Raw genomic sequence first — 16,995 nt, forward strand, 5'->3', positions numbered from 1 at the left:
TTAGAATTTTAACTTCCGCAGGCAATAAAATAAGTTGGCAATCCATCAATAATAATTGGATCTTCGTCTATACCTTCAAAAAATACATGATCTCCCAATTCTTTATTGCTTTGCTGGTTGTGCGTTTTTTGAAGAAATTCTAAAGCTGTAAAATTTTTACCATTATCTGCTTTTAACTTTGCGATAATCTCTACCTGATATTCATCTTCATCTGGATATTCGTCAAAAACATTTTCGTCATCATCGATTAAAGTTTCGTTTTCAAGTAAATCAGAAGCCTCTGTAATCCAGGCCATATATTGAATTTGTAATTCTGGTCCTTCAAATACGATTTCAGTAGGTTTCCATTTTTCATCGGTTTTGTAGATATCTTTCTGATATTGGATAATTTCCCTATTCAGGATTTCAGAATCATTATATGATTTTGTAGAAAAACTCCAAGCAATATTGTTTAGTGTCATATTTGTAATGATTATTGATGGTTTACACAAAAATATGAAAACCTTTACTAAAGAAATATCTTTCAAAAATATATTTATAACCGAATACGTTTTTGATTTAAAAACTTAATACTTAACCTTTTGATAATATGGTGAATAGTTTTAATTTTTACTTTTAATTAAAATTTAAATTATGGATATTAATTGGAATATAATAGGAGTTGTAGCTATTTTGGTTGTTGTTTTAGTGGTACTGACAGTCAGAAAAAATCTAAAAGAGAAAAAGAAATTAGAAAATCTACTGAACAACGATTTTAAAAAAACAGAAAAAAAAGACGTAGATGCTGATGATTCAGCGAATGAGAAATAATCAAAAAACGAAACCCGACAGGTTTTTAAAACCTGTGGGGTTTAAACTCTAAAATATAAAAAGTAAAAACCCTTGTAAAATATTTTACAAGGGTTTTGTTTTGTGGAGAATACCGGATTCGAACCGGTCGCCTCTACGCTGCCAGCGTAGCGCTCTAGCCAAATGAGCTAATCCCCCAAAAGTGTATAGCAAATAAAGCCAAATAATTTTCAAAAAACAAATTTCAGAGTCTTTCAGGATAATTATTTTTCAAAAGCGTAACTTTACTTTAAATCTAATTTTATGAGTACTGAAAATCTAAATGGAAGTTTAGAAACTTCTTTTCAAAATACCATTGCAATAGTCCAATTTGGTCATCCTGCCAGTAATTCTTTTCCACGTAGTCTGTTAGATGCTTTGACGGCTGAGATAAACGCTTTAAGTCGAAATGAAAATGTATCGGTTATTATTTTAAAAAGTGAAGGAGCAAAAGCTTTTTGTTCTGGAGCTTCTTTTGATGAACTTTTATTGGTAGAAAATGAAGAACAAGGTGTCGAATTCTTTTCTGGTTTTGCTCATTTGTTAAATGCCATGCGAAATTGTAATAAGTTAATCATCGGTCGCGTACAAGGAAAAGCAGTTGGAGGCGGAGTCGGAATCATTTCGGCCTGCGATTATGTTTTTGCAACTCCTGAAAGTGATATAAAACTATCTGAACTGGCAATCGGAATCGGACCTTTTGTGATTGAGCCTGCTGTTTCCCGTAAAATCGGTAAAACAGCAATGACCGCAATGACGCTTGCGCCAAATGAATGGAAATCTGCAGAATGGGCTTTTCAAAAAGGACTTTATTCCGTATTAAGTACAGCAGATAATCTGGATTTGGATGTCGAAAATTACGCTCAAAAATTGAGTTCCTACAATCCTGAAGCGTTGTACGAAATGAAAAAGATTATTTGGGAAGGAACAGAACAGTGGGAATCACTGCTCTTTGAACGCGCCGCAATTACAGGAAAACTGGTTTTGTCTGATTTCAGCAGAAATGCTTTGCTTCAGTTTAAAAAATAGGTATGATATAAGTCATTGATTTTAGACAAATAGTAACATAGTTTTGAAAACATTTTAAAATCAATCCGTCACTATATAAATTATTAAACATGACTATTATTGCGTTACTTCAAAAAGTAGACATTGCAGAGAAAATTAAAGATGCTCCCGACAACGGTTATCAAATAGGTGTTGTCATTGGATCTTTTATTCCGTTCCTGATTTTAGGCGGAATTGCTTTGTGGATGTATAACCGTGCTAAAAAAAGAGCTAAAAACGGCAATTAATTTGTAAATTTGCAAGCTTAAAATTAAAAATCGATGAGTAATATCAGAATTACAAAACAATTTAGCTTCGAAACCGGTCACGCTTTGTACGGTTACGACGGAAAATGCAAGAATGTTCACGGGCACAGTTACAAATTGTCGGTAACCGTTATTGGTTCGCCAATCACAGACCGATCGAATGTAAAGTTCGGAATGGTAATTGATTTTTCGGATCTAAAGAAAATTGTAAAAGAAGAAATTGTCGATCAGTTTGACCATGCGACTGTTTTCAATCAGACAACTCCTCATATCGAATTGGCTAATGAATTGAAAAACCGCGGTCATCATGTTATTTTAGTAGATTATCAGCCAACAAGTGAAAATATGGTGGTTGATTTTGCTGAAAGAATTATTGCAAGACTTCCGGCTGGAATTTCACTTTTCTCGCTAAAACTTCAGGAAACTGAATCGTCGTTTGCAGAATGGTATGCTTCTGATAATCTGTAATTAGTCAAAAGTCAAAAAGTCAAAAGTGAAATGTTTTTGCATCTCACATCTCACAATTCACATCTCACAATAATGAAAAAAATATATTTTGCTTCAGATCAGCATTTTGGTGCGCCGACTCCAGAATTGAGTTTGCCTCGTGAAAAGAAATTTGTGGCGTGGCTGGATGAGGTTAAAGAAGATGCAGAAGCTATTTTTCTGTTAGGTGATTTATTTGATTTTTGGTTTGAATATAAAACGGTTGTTCCAAAAGGTTTTGTTCGAATTTTAGGTAAACTGGCCGAAATTCGCGACAGCGGAATCCCGATTTATTTTTTCGTCGGAAACCATGATTTATGGATGAATGATTATTTTGAAACCGAATTGAATATTCCGGTTTATCACGATAATAAAGAATTTACTTTTAACGGAAAGACCTTTTTGATCGGTCACGGAGACGGAAAAGGTCCCGGAGATAAAGGCTATAAAAGAATGAAAAAGGTATTTACAAATCCTTTTTCAAAATGGCTTTTCCGTTGGCTTCATCCTGATGTTGGAGTGAGTTTAGCACAATATTTATCAGTCAAAAATAAACTGATTTCGGGCGATGAAGACATTAAGTTTCTTGGAGAAGAAAAAGAATGGCTGATTCTTTACGCCAAAAGAAAACTAGAAACCAAACATTACAATTATTTCGTTTTTGGACATCGTCATTTACCAATGATCCGTTCTGTTGGTGAAAATTCAGAATATGTCAATCTAGGGGACTGGATTGGTTATTTCACTTATGGTGTTTTTGATGGAGAAAAGTTTGAACTTCACGAATTCAAAAAATAATTACTTTTTCGCATTCGGATAAATACCAATTTTATGCGTTCTCAAGATATAACTGGATAATTGTTTGCTGTTTGAAAGCTGAAAATTAATCGCATTTGAAGCTTTTTTCGGCATATGACATTCAATACAATTATCGGCCAATAATTTCTCAGAAGTTGTTTTTAGTGTAGTTTCTTTATGTTTTAAACCCTGATGACAAGTCATGCAGATTTTAGAATAAGAAGCCATATTTTTAGAAGCATTTTCATGCGGATTATGACAGGTTATACAATCCATTTTGTCGCTTTTCATAAAACATTTGCTTTGCGCCATTAGGCGGAATTGATTTCCATGAACATCAAATTGAGCAGTGTCATTGATACTTCGGGTTTCGCGAAAGTATTCAGATAAATTATCTCCAGGTTTGAAATCAAAACGGGATTTCAATTTCATTCCGTCATTTCCTGCGTGGCATAAAGCACAGGCATCTAATTTCTGCTGTCTGCTCAACGATTTAAAGCTGGTAATGCTGTTGGCTATTTTAATATTTGGGTTTTTCAGGTGAAAATCTACATGTTTTTTCGCTGGACCATGACAACGCTCGCAGTCAATTCCGTATACAATGGTTTTTTTATTGATGGCATCTTCAACATCCATCGACATAAAATTTTTCTCCGAAGAATTCTGGTTAACTATTCTGGAACTGATATTAGAACTATGACAAGCATAACAATCTTTTACTACCATTCGTTCAAAATAGGGTTTGTCGGCAGGAAACCCCGGACTTGTTGCCCAATTGTTTATAGAATGGTAAAAAGAAATAGGTAACTCGTAAGTGTTGTTGTTTTTCCAATAGACAGAAGTTTGTGCATGTTTGGTGCCAAAAACAATTTCGAATTTATAACGCGCTGTTTCTCTTCCGTTTTGATACAAGACCTGAAACAGACTGTCGCCTTGTTTTTCCATCACCAATTTGGTGTCTTTATCGTAAATAAAAGTATGATTTTTAGAATCGAAATCTCCAGAAACATTTTCTAAGATTGCGGGAGCGGTAGCTTTAAAATGAGAACTGTGAAAAGACATATCAGATTGTACTTTATGACATTGTACACAGCTTTCTGAACCTGCGTAATCAGTACCACGCGGATCAATGTATTCTTCTGATTTATTGGAACAACTGACAAAGAAGATTGTCGAGATAATGAGTATAAATAGAAATACAGCTTTTTTCATTGCTGTAAATATACTTTTTTTTGAATTGAATCAAAATATATTTCAATAATGAAAAAATGTTGTTAAAATATTTAGAATGTTTCTTAATTCATGCCGACTCCGTAAACATATTCATCTAGTTCGATTTTAAATAAAGAACCCTCAACCAAATCTTTAATTGATTTTAGTTCGGTCATATTTACAGCCAAATCGATTGAATTACATGGAGTCTTCAATAAAAATTTATGACAGGAGTATTTCATTTCACAAGCTTCACAACAGGCATTTTCAATCATGCTGTCTTCGATTAAATCACAGAAAAGATTCAATTCCTGAACGGTAAAGTAAAAGCCGGTTTCTTTAAAAACCAATTGTATTTTGTCGGAAATAGTCATGTTATGATCTTTCCAGTAAAATGCTATTCCAAAGTTATTATGATATATCTGTTCAATTTCTCTCATCGTAAATCCTTTTATTTCAACAAATATAAATATTATTTATATTAATTCTAAATAAAAAAATCATAAAAATTTGAAAAATATTTTTCAACCATATAAGTGATATAAGATAATAATAAGTTATACCGATTTGAAATTCTTTCATAAAAAAAGACTCCGTATTTTTGGAGTCTTTTATTTTTTTAAATGAACTTATATTCCGTATATGGTTTGAAACCTATTTCAACCATTTTTTTAAGTTAGAAAGAAATGCTGTCTGCTGATCAACAAATAAGTAATGTGAGCAGTTGTCAAGAAATACAAAATGGTTTTCTTCAGTTATTGCTTTCATAGATTTAATTTGTGCCGATGAAAAAATACCATCTTCTTTTCCGTAAATCCCATAAACTGGAATGCCAACAGTTTTGATTTTCTTTAAAAGAGGTCTGCTGTCGATGTTGTTTTGTTTTTCATTTTTATAAAAAAGCAAAGGCGCGTTTTTGTTGCGAATATTCGTTTTATAAAATTCTCCAGCTTCGTAACTGGCGTATAATTTTTTAGATTCTGTGGTTGGGTTTGGCATTTTAAAAAAGCCATTTTCTCCTGCAAGTTCATAACAACCTTTTCTGTATTCGGCAGAATTTTTATTTAGATTTTCTACAACATTGATTCTTTTTAATTGTTCTGAGTCATTGCTGTATTTCTTTTTCAGCGTATCTAAAATGTGATTGTACGTTTCTTGTTGCGAAAATAAAGCGCCAGCCAAAACTAAAGCGCTTACATTCTGCGGATATTTATTTGTATAAAGTGTCGCCACCAAACCACCGAAACTGTGACCAATAATAATCGCTTTTTTTAAATGATATGTTGCATAAATAGAATTTAAATCTTCAAAAGCTTCTTCATAAGTAAAAGTTGCTTTAGGATCTGTAGATCTTCCTTCTCCTCTTCGATCATAAGCAATTACATAAAATCCTTGATCGGCAAGATTTTGAGCTGTTGTTCCTTCGAACAAAGTGGCGTTTCCGCTTGGTCCGCCATGAATAAAAATAATGGTTTTATTCTTTTCATTTCCGTAGGTTTTGATGTAAAGGTTTTGTCCTTTCGCGAAAAGCGATAAAACGAAAAAAAATATAACTAAAGCTTGTTTCATTTTTTGGAATTTAAAACGGAATCGATTTGAAGTTTTTATTTTAATAAAACATGAAGAATGGTGTCTTTTACAATGTAACGGTCATCTTTGATGTCATAATCTTTTAAAATAAGATGTAATCTTAATGTTTTATCTTCAATTTTAATATCATCGTTAAAATAAAGACTTTCTTCAAATTTAAATTCAGCTAGTTTCTTTTCAAATAGAAAGTACTTTTTTTCAATTACTTCATATTTACAGCAAGTACCAAGTAGATATTCGAATTTTGATTTTATTTGGATTTGATCATTTTCGAATCTTACATCATTTTTACCCTCAAAGAAAAAGAGAAATAAAGAAAATAAAAGAGCACCTGAAATTCTATCTATTAAATAGCTAGAAAAAATAAAAAGTGGTGAGATAATGTAAAATCCAAAATATAAAGCTTTCTTTTTAAATAGTTTTATATAATAAAAGAACAACACACAAGCTGATACAAAAAAGAGAATTTTTAGGATAAAACGTAAATTTGAAATTAATGTGACGTCAAAAATTACATTGAAAATAAAACCCATCAGTAGTATAATCAAACTTCCTAAATGAATCTTTAAAAGTATCTTCTTGAATTTATTCATTTACTCCAATTTATGGTGTTCATCCATATCTCTTTTAAGATCTAAATTTCTAAAGGTTGGCGATTTCAATGCAGTGAAAACTACAGTTAAAAGCGTAACACTTCCTCCAAAAATTACAGAAGTTACAGCGCCCATCAGTTTCGCAGTTGCACCACTTTCAAAAGCACCTAATTCGTTTGAAGATCCAACGAAAATGGAGTTTACGGCACCAACACGTCCACGCATGTGATCTGGTGTTTTAAGCTGTAAAATAGTCTGGCGGATTACAACTGAAATTCCATCAGCCAATCCGCTTAAAAATAAGGCGAAAACGGAAAGCCAGAAGTAAGTCGAGAATCCAAACAAAATGATTGATAAACCAAAAACAAAAATGGCAATTAAAAGTTTCTTTCCTGCATTTTCATACAAAGGCACATAAGCCGAAACCAGCATCGTAATAAAAGCACCCACAGCAGGAGCAGCTCTTAAAATTCCGAAACCTTCTGAACCTACTTTTAAAATGTCTTGTGCAAAAACGGGTAATAATGCTACTGCACCTCCGAAAAGAACCGCAACCATGTCTAGTGATAAAGCGCCTAAAACAATTTTATTTTTGAATACAAAAGTCAATCCTTCCATAAGACTATCTTTTATGGATTCTCCCATTTTCGGATTTACGATTGGTTTTTGACTGATTTGAGACAAGGCAATCAAAGAAAGAATTGAAAACCCGAAAACCAAACACATAGACCAGTGAACACCAATCCAGTTAATAGAGAAACCCGCCAAAGCTGGTCCCATAACCGCTCCAATTTGCCAAACCGAACTGCTCCAAGTTGCAGCATTTGGATATACTTTTTTAGGAATGATCAGTGATAAAAGAGAGAAAATAGTCGGTCCCATAAAAGAACGAACAATTCCGCCAAAAAATACTAAAGCGTAAATGGAATATAAAATAACATGTGTAGACCAGCCTCCAACTACTTTTGGCCAAGTCAATAAGAAAAGCCCAAAACTAATTACTGAAAATCCTAAAATACATTTTACCAATAGGCTTTTCTTTTCTCTCTGATCGACAATATGTCCCGCAAACAAAGACATCGAAACGGCAGGGATAATTTCCATTAAACCAATAATTCCTAACGAAAGCGGGTTTTTGGTTAAGCTGTAAACTTCCCATTCAATTACAATAAACTGCATGGACCAGGCAAAAACCATGGCAAAACGCAATAATAAAAATATGTTGAATTCTCTATAACGAAGCGCCTGATACGGATCTCGCTTACTTGATTTAATTTCTTCCATTTGTTCTGACATCTTTCAGCATAAGCTGTGTTGAAATTGTACCGTTCCATTCATTTTCAGCAATTGAATACGCCAGTTGAAACGGATTTTGATTTTGTACAATATTTAATTTTTTTCCGAGTCCAAAGCCAATTGCGGCAATTCCGTCGGAGTTATTTTGTTTAGCGAACAATCTTAAATGTTCTTCTTCTGCACCTAAAGTTTTGGCATAACCAGTGTCTTTTACGTCTGTAGTCATAAAAACGGGTGTCATGTTTTGTGGTCCAAAAGGTTCAAATTGTTTTAAGATTCGAATGAGTTTTGGTGTAATATCAAAGAAATTGATTTCGGCATCAATTTCGATTTCTGGAACACGCATTTCTGGTAAAATAGTAGAGGCAACACATTTCTCAAAAGCAGCTTTAAATGCATTGTAGTTTTCTGCTTTTAAAGTCATTCCTGCGGCATACATGTGGCCTCCAAATTGTTCTAAATGTTCAGAGCAAGCATCTAATGCATTATAAACATCAAATCCTTTTACGGATCGGGCAGAAGCGGCGTATTTATCTCCACTTTTAGTGAAAACTAAAGTCGGGCGGTAATACGTTTCGATTAATCTTGAAGCTACAATTCCGATCACGCCTTTGTGCCAGTCTTCCTGAAAAACAACTGTAGAAAAGCGTTCTTCTTCGTCGTTTTCTATAATTTGCTGGAAAGCTTCTTTGGTAATTTTTTTGTCTAAATCTTTTCGGTCTGCGTTGTATTGCTCAATTTCCGAAGCAAATTGTTGTGCTTGTTCAAAGTTGAATTCCGTTAATAATTCAACGGCATGATTTCCGTGTTTGATTCTTCCAGCTGCATTAATTCGAGGAGAAATAATAAAAACGACATCCGTAATATCAAGAACTTTCTTTTTTACCTGATGTGTTAAAGCTTTAATTCCAGGTCTTGGTTCGCTATTGATAACTTTCAATCCGAAGTAAGCCAAAACACGATTTTCTCCTGTAATCGGAACAATATCGGCAGCAATTGCTGTGGCAACTAAATCCAGATATGGAACCAAATCTTCAATAGTTTCATTTCGGTTTTGACCTAAAGCCTGAATCAGTTTAAAACCAACTCCGCAACCGCATAATTCATCGTAAGGGTAAGAGCAGTCTTCTCTTTTTGGATCTAAAACGGCAACGGCATCAGGAAGAAATTCTCCCGGACGGTGGTGATCACAAACAATAAAATCGATGTTTTTTGCTTTCGCGTAAGCAATATGGTCAATTGATTTGATTCCGCAATCTAAAGCGATGATTAAAGAAATTCCGTTATCGTCAGCGTAATCAATTCCTTTATATGAAATGCCGTAACCTTCGTCGTAACGATCTGGAATATAAGTGGCAATATTTGGATAATGTGATTTTAAATACGAAGAAACTAAAGAAACCGCCGTTGTTCCATCAACATCATAATCTCCGAAAACCAGAATATTTTCCTGATTTTCGATGGCTTGCTCGATTCTGGAAACAGCTTTATCCATGTCTTTCATTAAATATGGATCATGAAGATGTTCTAATGACGGACGAAAGAAGGTTTTGGCTTCTTCAAAAGTTTCAATTCCGCGCTGAATCAACAGTGTCGCTACAAAATCTTCTACATTTAAGGCTTGTGCCAAATGTTTGATTTTTTCTTCAGAAGGTTTTGGTTTTAAAGTCCAGCGCATTTTTTAATTGTAGATTTTTGATTTTAGATTTCAGATTTTGAAAATCGTTTAATCTGATGTTTGTTTTTGCCACGAATTCCACGAATTTCCACTAATTTAATTCGTGTTAATTCGTGGAATTCGTGGAAAGAAAAAAATTATTTCGCTTCTAAAGCATTTCCTTCAAATTGAATTCCTTCCCAACCTAAGTTGATGAAATTTCTAATGTTTTGGTGATTTGTTCCGTTTGGATCGCCTAAAACTTCTTCAAAATAAAAAGCGCCAAAACAAGCTAATGTTTCTTCTTTGCTTAGGTTTTGCAGTTTTGCGAAAGAAAACAATTTGCAAGAACCAGAATTTTCGCCTGCTGCGTTATGTTGTGTTCCATTTTGAAAAGCAGTTGGAGTAAAGTTGTAGTTTTCTTCAATTACTGCAATAGTTTCAGGAAATGTGATTTGTGTTGGAGTTTGTTTTACTTTTTCTAAAAAGGCTTGAATGCTCATATTGTGGGTCTGTTTTTTTTGCCACTGATTAAAATGATTTTAATGATTTTTTTGCCACGAATTTCACGAATTAACACGAATTAAATTAGTGGAATTAGTGGAATTCGTGGCAAACTTTTTAATTAATCTGTGTTAATCATTTTATCCCGATAGCTATCGGGAGTGGCTGAAATAATTAATCTATTCTTCTTCGTCTTTTGAGTACTTACTCTTTTTGGCTTCTTTTTCTATCGTTTTTCCCGCAACAACCACAACGATTTCTCCTCTTGGTGCTGTTTTTTCGAAATGTGCTAAAACTTCTTTGGCAGTTCCACGAACGTTTTCTTCGTGTAATTTTGATAATTCGCGCGAAACGCAAACTTGTCTGTCTTCACCAAAATACTGAACAAACTCGCTTAAAGTTTTAACGAGTTTATGCGGTGAAACGTATAAAATCATGGTTCTTGTTTCTTCGGCTAAAGCCAAGAATCGAGTTTGACGTCCTTTTTTGTCAGGCAGAAAACCTTCAAAAACAAATTTGTCATTTGGTAGTCCGCTGTTTACTAAAGCAGGAACAAAAGCCGTTGCTCCAGGAAGACATTCTACCTCAATTTTATTTTCAACACAAGCGCGAGTCAATAAAAATCCAGGATCTGAAATGGCTGGAGTTCCAGCATCTGAAATCAAAGCGATGGTTTCGCCGGCTTTCAAACGTGCAATTAAATTCTCAGTTGTTTTGTGTTCGTTGTGCATGTGATGGCTGTGCATGTGCGTGCCAATTTCAAAATGCTTTAACAGTTTTCCGCTTGTGCGCGTGTCTTCCGCCAAAATCAAATCGACTTCTTTCAAAACCCGAATGGCTCTGAAAGTCATGTCTTCAAGATTGCCAATCGGCGTTGGAACGATATATAATTTGGACATAATTTAGTTTAATAATTTTAACACGAATTGCACGAATTGACACAGATTCTAAAACTTTAAAAATTGCACAAAGAAAAAATTGGTGCAAATTCGTGAAATTGGTGTTCTATTTTTTTAAGAGAATTTTTTCTCGATAATTCCAAGAAAACGTTCTGCGTAATCGTCTTTTCCTTCCCAGTCGTTATAATCTGGTTTTACCATGTTTTCGATAAATTCCTTTGCTTCGGCATAAGAATCAAAAGTTAATAATTGATTTAAAACACGGCTGTAATCTTCTGTACTGTTTCCAAAAAGATTTTTAGTGAAAGCAATTCTGTCATTCAAATCGATATGGAAACCTCTTGCCAGTTTTTCATTCAAACTTACTGGTTTTGCTTGCGCAGGAGTTTCAAGAATAGCAGTTTCTGCTTTTTTCTCTTCCTTTTTTTCTGCTGCAAAATCATTAATAGAAGGAGCTTTTGCTGGAGGAACAGCTTCAAAAGTATCCACTTTTACAAACTGTGGATCGGCATAATTCAATCCGAAATCTTCAAATTGTATCGTTGGCATTGAAGAAATCGGAGTTTTTGGTTCTTCCTTAACTTCTTTTATTTCTTCTGGTTCTAATTCAAAAGCAGGTTTGAAATCTGGAATTGGTTTTAATTCGTTTACCGTTGTAAATGAAAGTTCATCAAGTGCACTTTTCGGTTCTTCAGCTTTTTCAATTTCTTTTTCAGCTTCTGGTTCTATAATTTCAGCAACGATTGGTTCAACTGTTTCTGCGATTATTGGTTCTTCTGCTTCTGCAGCAACTGGTTCAGCGGTTTCTTCGACTACTTCCTCGGCTTCAAAAACGATTGGTTCTGAAATTTCTTCAACAATTTCTTCAGCAGTTTCAACAACTTCTGCTGGTTTTTCTTCTGAAATTTCAGGCTCGTACGATTCTTCAAGTGCAATTACTTTTTCTACAGTTGGTGCTTCGTTTTCGATTGTAGCTGGAATAATCTCTTGTTCTTTATCAAAAATTGTTTCCAGTTCAGAAGTAATATCACTCTGTCCGATGGTTGGTTTTGCAGAATCGAAATTCTCTTCTACAAATTTTAATACCGCTAATTTCTCGTATAATCTCTGAGTTTCAAGGTACAATTGATTGATATCGGATTTATTCTTAAGTTTTAAAATTCGATGTGCAATGCTGATTAAATCGGCTTCCAATTTTTTTTTCATAACTGTTGAAATTATAGTGAATAAGGTATTTTAGTGTATTTAATGTCTGAATGTCTTTATTTATCAGGAAAATCAAAGGATAATTTTTTATTTCTGTTAATAAGCTTTCGCAAATTTACGATTTGATAAAAATTTTCTACTTTTGAAAAAATGTAAAATAACACATTTTTACGTCGATTTATTACCAGTACAAAGTAATAAAAACTATTCATTTTTAAAGGCAGAAAAATACAAAATGTTTCTCGAAAATACAGTAAATCACAAAGAACAATTTGGGTGGATTGAAGTTATTTGTGGATCAATGTTTTCGGGTAAAACCGAAGAGCTGATCCGTAGATTAAAACGCGCTCAATTTGCCAAACAACGAGTTGAAATCTTCAAACCCGCTATTGATACCCGTTATCATGACGAAATGGTAGTGTCTCACGATGCTAATGAAATCCGTTCAACTCCAGTTCCCGCAGCTGCTAATATTTTGATTTTAGCGCAAGGCTGTGATGTGATTGGTATTGATGAAGCACAGTTTTTTGATGATGAAATTATTACGGTTTGCAACGATTTGGCGAATCAAGGAATCCGCGTAATTGTGGCCGGATTGGATATGGATTTTAAAGGAAATCCTTTTGGTCCAATGCCAGGACTTATGGCAACTGCTGAATATGTAACAAAAGTTCACGCCGTTTGTACGCGCACAGGAAACTTAGCCAATTATAGTTTTAGAAAAACAGCCAATGATAAATTGGTCATGTTGGGTGAAACAGAAGAATACGAACCACTTAGCCGTGCAGCGTATTTTAATGCAATGAAAAAAAGTCAGGAAAAATAGATTTTTAAATTCCATTTGTGAGTCTAAATAAACAATAGAGTATGAGAAAACAGAATCTTTTATTATTACTATTAATTGGAATTGCGATTGCTTTAGTAGTGTATTTTCAATTTTATCTTGCCAAAAATGCAGATGAGGTAAAAACAGAAGTGGTGGAATTGGTTGCGAAATACAATAAAAGTTGTCCGTTAAATATTCAGGACGGAATGCGTTTAGACAGTGTAAGTTTGCCTGAGGAAAGATTTGTTCAATATAATTTAACGTTATTGAATGTCGTAAAAGAAAACGCTGAGAGCAATGTTATAAAAGACGAAATTGAAAAAAGTTTGATCAGTACAGCTAAAGCAAATCCAGGACTTCAGGTTTTTAGAGACAATGATTATACTTTGATTTACCACTATAATGATAAAAAGAAAGCTTTTTTATTTGATGTAAAGATTCAGCCAGATCAATACAAATAAATTAAAATCATATATTTAAAAAGAAACCCGACAAATTTAACTTGTCGGGTTTTTTATTTAAATGAACTTATATTTCTTATATGGTTGAAAAAAATTAAATTTTCTTTCTCATTCTCGCCACTGGAATATCGAGTTGCTCACGGTATTTAGCAATTGTTCTTCTCGCAATTGGATATCCTTTTTCTTTTAAGATTTCTGCCAATTGATCGTCTGGAAGCGGTTTTCTTTTATCTTCTTCTTCAATTGTGTTTTGAAGAATTTTTTTGATTTCTAAAGTAGAAACATCTTCTCCCTGATCGTTTTTCATGGCTTCAGAGAAGAATTCTTTAATCAGTTTGGTTCCGTATGGTGTTTCAACGTATTTGCTGTTGGCCACACGTGAAATCGTCGAAATATCCAAACCAACCATATCTGCAATATCTTTTAAGATCATTGGTTTTAGTTTGGTTTCGTCGCCGTCTAAGAAATATTCTTCCTGATAATGCATAATGGCATTCATCGTTACAAAAAGAGTTTCCTGACGTTGTCTGATCGCGTCGATAAACCATTTAGCAGAATCTAGTTTTTGTTTGATAAACTGAACAGCATCTTTCTGAGCTGTCGATTTATCTTTAGATTCTTTATACGTCTGCATCATTTCCTGATAATCTTTAGAAACGTGCAGAGAAGGAGCGTTACGACCATTTAAAGTTAGTTCTAGTTCACCATCAATAATTCTGATAGCAAAATCTGGAACAACATTTTCGGTAACTTTATTGTTTCCAGCGAAAGAGCCACCTGGTTTTGGATTTAGTCTTTCAATTTCGTGAATCGCTTTTTTAAGCTGTTCGTTTGAAACGCTGTATTTCTGAAGCAGTTTGTCGTAATGTTTCTTCGTAAAAGCATCAAACTGATTTTCGATAATGTCAATAGCTAAATCGACATATTCAGTTGGTGTTTTGTGTTTTAATTGAAGCAACAAACATTCCTGCAAATCACGTGCGCCAACTCCCGAAGGTTCTAATTCGTGAATTACCGTCATCATTTTTTCGACCATTGCTTCATCAGTATAAATTCCCTGAGTAAAAGCCATGTCGTCAACAATGTCTGGAATGCTTCTGCGGATGTAGCCCATATCATCAATACTTCCAACTAAGAATTCAGCGATTTCGCGCTCTTCATCATTCAAAATAAAAGTATTCAACTGATTGATTAAATCCTGATGGAAACTTATTGGAGCCGCAAAAGGTGTTTCGCGTTCCTCATCTTCGCTATAATTATTTACCTGAGTTTTGTAATCAGGCGTATCGTCGTCGCTTAAATATTCGTCAATGTTAATGTCGTCTGCTTCGATTCTATCTGATTCATTGTCATCATAATCATCGTACTCGTCATTAGCATATTCGTCAGCTTCGTACTCGTCTTCTTTTCCAGCTTCAAGTGCCGGATTTTCGTTCATTTCTTCTAATAAACGTTGTTCAAAAGCTTGCGTAGGCAATTGAATTAACTTCATCAGCTGTATTTGCTGTGGAGATAATTTTTGAGATAATTTTAAATTTAAAAATTGCTTTAGCATAAAAAAAGTTGCTAAGATACTAAGCTCCTAAGAAGCTAAGTATCTTATGTTGATGAACTAAATTCGTATAATTATTTCTATTTTAAAAACTTAGAGTCTTAGTGTCTTAGCCACTTAGAATCTTAGATTAAAACTCTGCACTACCAGGAGTTCTTGGGAAAGGAATTACGTCTCTAATGTTTGTCATTCCTGTTACAAACAATACCAAACGCTCAAATCCTAAACCGAAACCTGCGTGTGTTGCAGAACCGAATCTTCTTGTATCTAAGTACCAGTATAATTCTTCTTTGTCAATTCCAAGTGCTTCCATTTTCTGAACAAGAACATCGTAACGCTCTTCTCTTTCAGAACCACCCACGATTTCTCCAATTCCAGGGAAAAGGATATCCATTGCACGAACTGTTTCTCTTCCTGGTTCTGTGTTGTCGTTCAAACGCATGTAAAACGCTTTAATGTTTGCTGGGTAATCGTATAAAATTACTGGACATTTAAAGTGTTTTTCTACTAAATAACGCTCGTGTTCTGATTGTAAATCAGCTCCCCATTCTGTGATAAGGTATTGGAATTTCTTCTTTTTATTTGGAGTTGAATCTTTTAAAATGTCAATTGCTTCAGTATAAGAAACACGTTTGAAGTTGTTCTCTAAAACAAAGTTTAGTTTTTCTAACAACGCCATTTCGCTTCTTTCTGCCTGTGGTTTTGATTTCTCTTCTTCTAAAAGTCTTCCTTCTAAGAAAGCCAAATCATCTTTACAGTTGTCTAAAGCATATTTAATTACATACTGAATAAAATCTTCAGCCAAATCCATGTTGTCATCCAAGTCGTTGAAAGCAACTTCAGGCTCAATCATCCAGAATTCTGCCAAGTGACGAGAAGTGTTTGAGTTTTCTGCTCTAAACGTTGGTCCAAAAGTATAGATTTGACCCAAAGCCATTGCGAAAGTTTCTCCTTCTAATTGTCCAGAAACTGTAAGGTTTGTATGTTTTTCAAAGAAATCTTGTTTGTAATCAATATTTCCTTCTTCATTTTTTGGAAGATTATCCAATGGTAAAGAAGTTACTTGGAACATTTCTCCAGCACCTTCAGCATCAGCTCCAGTGATAATTGGCGTGTTTACATAAACAAAACCTCTATCTTGAAAATATTTGTGAACCGCATAAGATAATACTGAACGCACGCGCATAATAGCGCCAAAAGCATTCGTACGGACACGTAAATGTGCTTTTTCTCTTAAAAACTCTAAACTTGGTCTGTTTCTTAATTGAATTGGATACGCTTCACCATCAGAATCTCCAAGGATTTCCAATTTAGAAACTTGAATTTCATATTTCTGACCAGCACCTTTACTTTCAACCAAAGTTCCAATTACAGAAATTGCTGCACTTGGTGTGATTCTTTTTAAAGTCTCTTCTGGTGTATTTTCAAAATCAACAACACATTGAATATTATTAATTGTAGAACCGTCATTTAAAGCGATGAACTGATTATTTCTAAAAGTTCTCACCCAACCTTTTGCATTCACTTCCTGTAACGTCGTCGTACTGTTTAATAAGTCTCTAACTTTTGTGTGTTTCATTTTTATATATAATTGATATTAAGTAATATTCATTTTGAACAACTGCAAATATAATCGATATTAATTAATTTGAGAAGTTGAATTTTTTATAGACTTTGTATTATTTCCATTTTTGTCATTTCGACGAAGGAGAAATCTTCGTAAGAAACTCGACAAAGTTAGGAATTACTGTGCGGAGCTACTTGCGGAGATTTC

At 34.0% G+C, this 16,995-nt stretch carries 19 protein-coding genes and 1 tRNA gene; 7 read left to right on the plus strand and 13 right to left on the minus strand.

The window, feature by feature from the left end; genetic code table 11:
• Nucleotides 1–8: 8 nt before the first annotated feature.
• Entirely contained in the window at nt 9–461 is a 453-nt protein-coding gene (locus tag NQQ59_RS18855; RefSeq protein ID WP_144217173.1) for a hypothetical protein, read from the minus strand.
• Nucleotides 462–633: 172 nt separating this feature from the next.
• Here NQQ59_RS18855 and NQQ59_RS18860 point away from each other — a divergent pair, with 172 nt between their 5' ends.
• A complete protein-coding gene (locus NQQ59_RS18860) occupies nt 634–810 on the plus strand; it encodes a hypothetical protein (RefSeq protein WP_186296612.1) in 177 nt (58 codons plus the stop codon).
• A gap of 103 nt (nt 811–913) precedes the next feature.
• On the opposite strand, the gene NQQ59_RS18865 is transcribed toward NQQ59_RS18860, so the two are convergent.
• Nucleotides 914–987: transfer RNA gene (locus NQQ59_RS18865), tRNA-Ala, on the minus strand.
• 105 nt (nt 988–1,092) lie between these two features.
• Here NQQ59_RS18865 and NQQ59_RS18870 point away from each other — a divergent pair.
• The 4 genes from NQQ59_RS18870 to NQQ59_RS18885 all read left to right on the plus strand — a co-directional run bounded on the left by NQQ59_RS18870 (nt 1,093) and on the right by NQQ59_RS18885 (nt 3,425).
• The gene (locus tag NQQ59_RS18870) at nt 1,093–1,857 is read left to right on the plus strand and encodes an enoyl-CoA hydratase/isomerase family protein (protein ID WP_144217175.1); all 765 of its coding nucleotides are present in this window, start codon (nt 1,093–1,095) and stop codon (nt 1,855–1,857) included.
• A gap of 89 nt (nt 1,858–1,946) precedes the next feature.
• On the plus strand, nt 1,947–2,123 hold the full coding sequence (locus NQQ59_RS18875) for a hypothetical protein (protein ID WP_186296613.1): 177 nt from the start codon (nt 1,947–1,949) through the stop codon (nt 2,121–2,123).
• A gap of 33 nt (nt 2,124–2,156) precedes the next feature.
• On the plus strand, nt 2,157–2,609 hold the full coding sequence (locus NQQ59_RS18880) for a 6-pyruvoyl trahydropterin synthase family protein (protein WP_144217177.1): 453 nt from the start codon (nt 2,157–2,159) through the stop codon (nt 2,607–2,609).
• Between the two features lie 72 nt (nt 2,610–2,681).
• Nucleotides 2,682–3,425 carry a UDP-2,3-diacylglucosamine diphosphatase gene (locus tag NQQ59_RS18885; RefSeq protein ID WP_144217180.1) on the plus strand — a complete coding sequence of 248 codons (744 nt, stop codon included), beginning with the start codon at nt 2,682–2,684 and terminating at the stop codon, nt 3,423–3,425.
• On the opposite strand, the gene NQQ59_RS18890 is transcribed toward NQQ59_RS18885, so the two are convergent.
• The 9 genes from NQQ59_RS18890 to NQQ59_RS18930 all read right to left on the minus strand — a co-directional run bounded on the left by NQQ59_RS18890 (nt 3,426) and on the right by NQQ59_RS18930 (nt 12,382).
• On the minus strand, nt 3,426–4,637 hold the full coding sequence (locus NQQ59_RS18890; protein WP_144217182.1) for a cytochrome c3 family protein: 1,212 nt from the start codon (nt 4,635–4,637) through the stop codon (nt 3,426–3,428).
• A gap of 83 nt (nt 4,638–4,720) precedes the next feature.
• Nucleotides 4,721–5,077, minus strand: coding sequence for a hypothetical protein (locus NQQ59_RS18895; RefSeq protein WP_144217184.1), 357 nt, complete (start codon nt 5,075–5,077; stop codon nt 4,721–4,723).
• 214 nt (nt 5,078–5,291) lie between these two features.
• The gene (locus tag NQQ59_RS18900) at nt 5,292–6,206 is read right to left on the minus strand and encodes an alpha/beta fold hydrolase (protein ID WP_144217186.1); all 915 of its coding nucleotides are present in this window, start codon (nt 6,204–6,206) and stop codon (nt 5,292–5,294) included.
• 35 nt (nt 6,207–6,241) lie between these two features.
• The gene (locus NQQ59_RS18905) at nt 6,242–6,820 is read right to left on the minus strand and encodes a hypothetical protein (RefSeq protein ID WP_144217188.1); all 579 of its coding nucleotides are present in this window, start codon (nt 6,818–6,820) and stop codon (nt 6,242–6,244) included.
• Entirely contained in the window at nt 6,821–8,104 is a 1,284-nt protein-coding gene (locus tag NQQ59_RS18910; protein ID WP_144219803.1) for an MFS transporter, read from the minus strand.
• On the minus strand, nt 8,091–9,794 hold the full coding sequence (recJ, locus tag NQQ59_RS18915) for a single-stranded-DNA-specific exonuclease RecJ (RefSeq protein WP_144217191.1): 1,704 nt from the start codon (nt 9,792–9,794) through the stop codon (nt 8,091–8,093). Before recJ ends, NQQ59_RS18910 begins: the two co-directional genes overlap by 14 nt.
• 137 nt (nt 9,795–9,931) lie before the next feature.
• The gene (locus NQQ59_RS18920; protein WP_144217193.1) at nt 9,932–10,276 is read right to left on the minus strand and encodes a HopJ type III effector protein; all 345 of its coding nucleotides are present in this window, start codon (nt 10,274–10,276) and stop codon (nt 9,932–9,934) included.
• A gap of 180 nt (nt 10,277–10,456) precedes the next feature.
• On the minus strand, nt 10,457–11,176 hold the full coding sequence (rsmI, locus tag NQQ59_RS18925; protein WP_119793215.1) for a 16S rRNA (cytidine(1402)-2'-O)-methyltransferase: 720 nt from the start codon (nt 11,174–11,176) through the stop codon (nt 10,457–10,459).
• Between the two features lie 114 nt (nt 11,177–11,290).
• Nucleotides 11,291–12,382: a hypothetical protein gene (locus tag NQQ59_RS18930; protein WP_144217196.1), complete on the minus strand. Its 1,092-nt coding sequence runs from the start codon at nt 12,380–12,382 to the stop codon at nt 11,291–11,293.
• 235 nt (nt 12,383–12,617) lie between these two features.
• Here NQQ59_RS18930 and NQQ59_RS18935 point away from each other — a divergent pair, with 235 nt between their 5' ends.
• Nucleotides 12,618–13,208, plus strand: coding sequence for a thymidine kinase (locus NQQ59_RS18935; protein WP_144219804.1), 591 nt, complete (start codon nt 12,618–12,620; stop codon nt 13,206–13,208).
• Between the two features lie 41 nt (nt 13,209–13,249).
• Nucleotides 13,250–13,669: a hypothetical protein gene (locus NQQ59_RS18940; protein ID WP_144217198.1), complete on the plus strand. Its 420-nt coding sequence runs from the start codon at nt 13,250–13,252 to the stop codon at nt 13,667–13,669.
• Nucleotides 13,670–13,763: 94 nt separating this feature from the next.
• Here the strand turns inward: NQQ59_RS18940 and rpoN are convergent, their stop codons facing one another.
• Complete coding sequence (gene rpoN / locus NQQ59_RS18945; RefSeq protein WP_144217201.1) at nt 13,764–15,224, minus strand: RNA polymerase factor sigma-54; 1,461 nt, start codon at nt 15,222–15,224, stop codon at nt 13,764–13,766.
• A gap of 127 nt (nt 15,225–15,351) precedes the next feature.
• Nucleotides 15,352–16,800: an asparagine--tRNA ligase gene (gene asnS / locus NQQ59_RS18950; protein ID WP_144217203.1), complete on the minus strand. Its 1,449-nt coding sequence runs from the start codon at nt 16,798–16,800 to the stop codon at nt 15,352–15,354.
• Nucleotides 16,801–16,995: the final 195 nt, after the last annotated feature.

This window comes from Flavobacterium panacis, assembly GCF_024649945.1.
Classification (GTDB): Bacteria; Bacteroidota; Bacteroidia; order Flavobacteriales; family Flavobacteriaceae; genus Flavobacterium; species Flavobacterium panacis.

Bases quoted from the DNA above. Each gene is read 5' to 3' on its own strand.
- NQQ59_RS18910 (WP_144219803.1), bottom strand. From the start codon at position 8,104: ATGGAAGAAATTAAATCAAGTAAGCGAGATCCGTATCAGGCGCTTCGT.
- NQQ59_RS18885 (WP_144217180.1), top strand. From the start codon at position 2,682: ATGAAAAAAATATATTTTGCTTCAGATCAGCATTTTGGTGCGCCGACT.
- NQQ59_RS18905 (WP_144217188.1), bottom strand. From the start codon at position 6,820: ATGAATAAATTCAAGAAGATACTTTTAAAGATTCATTTAGGAAGTTTG.
- rpoN (WP_144217201.1), bottom strand. From the start codon at position 15,224: ATGCTAAAGCAATTTTTAAATTTAAAATTATCTCAAAAATTATCTCCA.
- NQQ59_RS18855 (WP_144217173.1), bottom strand. From the start codon at position 461: ATGACACTAAACAATATTGCTTGGAGTTTTTCTACAAAATCATATAAT.
- NQQ59_RS18860 (WP_186296612.1), top strand. From the start codon at position 634: ATGGATATTAATTGGAATATAATAGGAGTTGTAGCTATTTTGGTTGTT.
- NQQ59_RS18870 (WP_144217175.1), top strand. From the start codon at position 1,093: ATGAGTACTGAAAATCTAAATGGAAGTTTAGAAACTTCTTTTCAAAAT.
- rsmI (WP_119793215.1), bottom strand. From the start codon at position 11,176: ATGTCCAAATTATATATCGTTCCAACGCCGATTGGCAATCTTGAAGAC.
- recJ (WP_144217191.1), bottom strand. From the start codon at position 9,794: ATGCGCTGGACTTTAAAACCAAAACCTTCTGAAGAAAAAATCAAACAT.
- NQQ59_RS18880 (WP_144217177.1), top strand. From the start codon at position 2,157: ATGAGTAATATCAGAATTACAAAACAATTTAGCTTCGAAACCGGTCAC.
- asnS (WP_144217203.1), bottom strand. From the start codon at position 16,800: ATGAAACACACAAAAGTTAGAGACTTATTAAACAGTACGACGACGTTA.
- NQQ59_RS18940 (WP_144217198.1), top strand. From the start codon at position 13,250: ATGAGAAAACAGAATCTTTTATTATTACTATTAATTGGAATTGCGATT.
- NQQ59_RS18900 (WP_144217186.1), bottom strand. From the start codon at position 6,206: ATGAAACAAGCTTTAGTTATATTTTTTTTCGTTTTATCGCTTTTCGCG.
- NQQ59_RS18890 (WP_144217182.1), bottom strand. From the start codon at position 4,637: ATGAAAAAAGCTGTATTTCTATTTATACTCATTATCTCGACAATCTTC.
- NQQ59_RS18875 (WP_186296613.1), top strand. From the start codon at position 1,947: ATGACTATTATTGCGTTACTTCAAAAAGTAGACATTGCAGAGAAAATT.
- NQQ59_RS18920 (WP_144217193.1), bottom strand. From the start codon at position 10,276: ATGAGCATTCAAGCCTTTTTAGAAAAAGTAAAACAAACTCCAACACAA.
- NQQ59_RS18895 (WP_144217184.1), bottom strand. From the start codon at position 5,077: ATGAGAGAAATTGAACAGATATATCATAATAACTTTGGAATAGCATTT.
- NQQ59_RS18930 (WP_144217196.1), bottom strand. From the start codon at position 12,382: ATGAAAAAAAAATTGGAAGCCGATTTAATCAGCATTGCACATCGAATT.
- NQQ59_RS18935 (WP_144219804.1), top strand. From the start codon at position 12,618: ATGTTTCTCGAAAATACAGTAAATCACAAAGAACAATTTGGGTGGATT.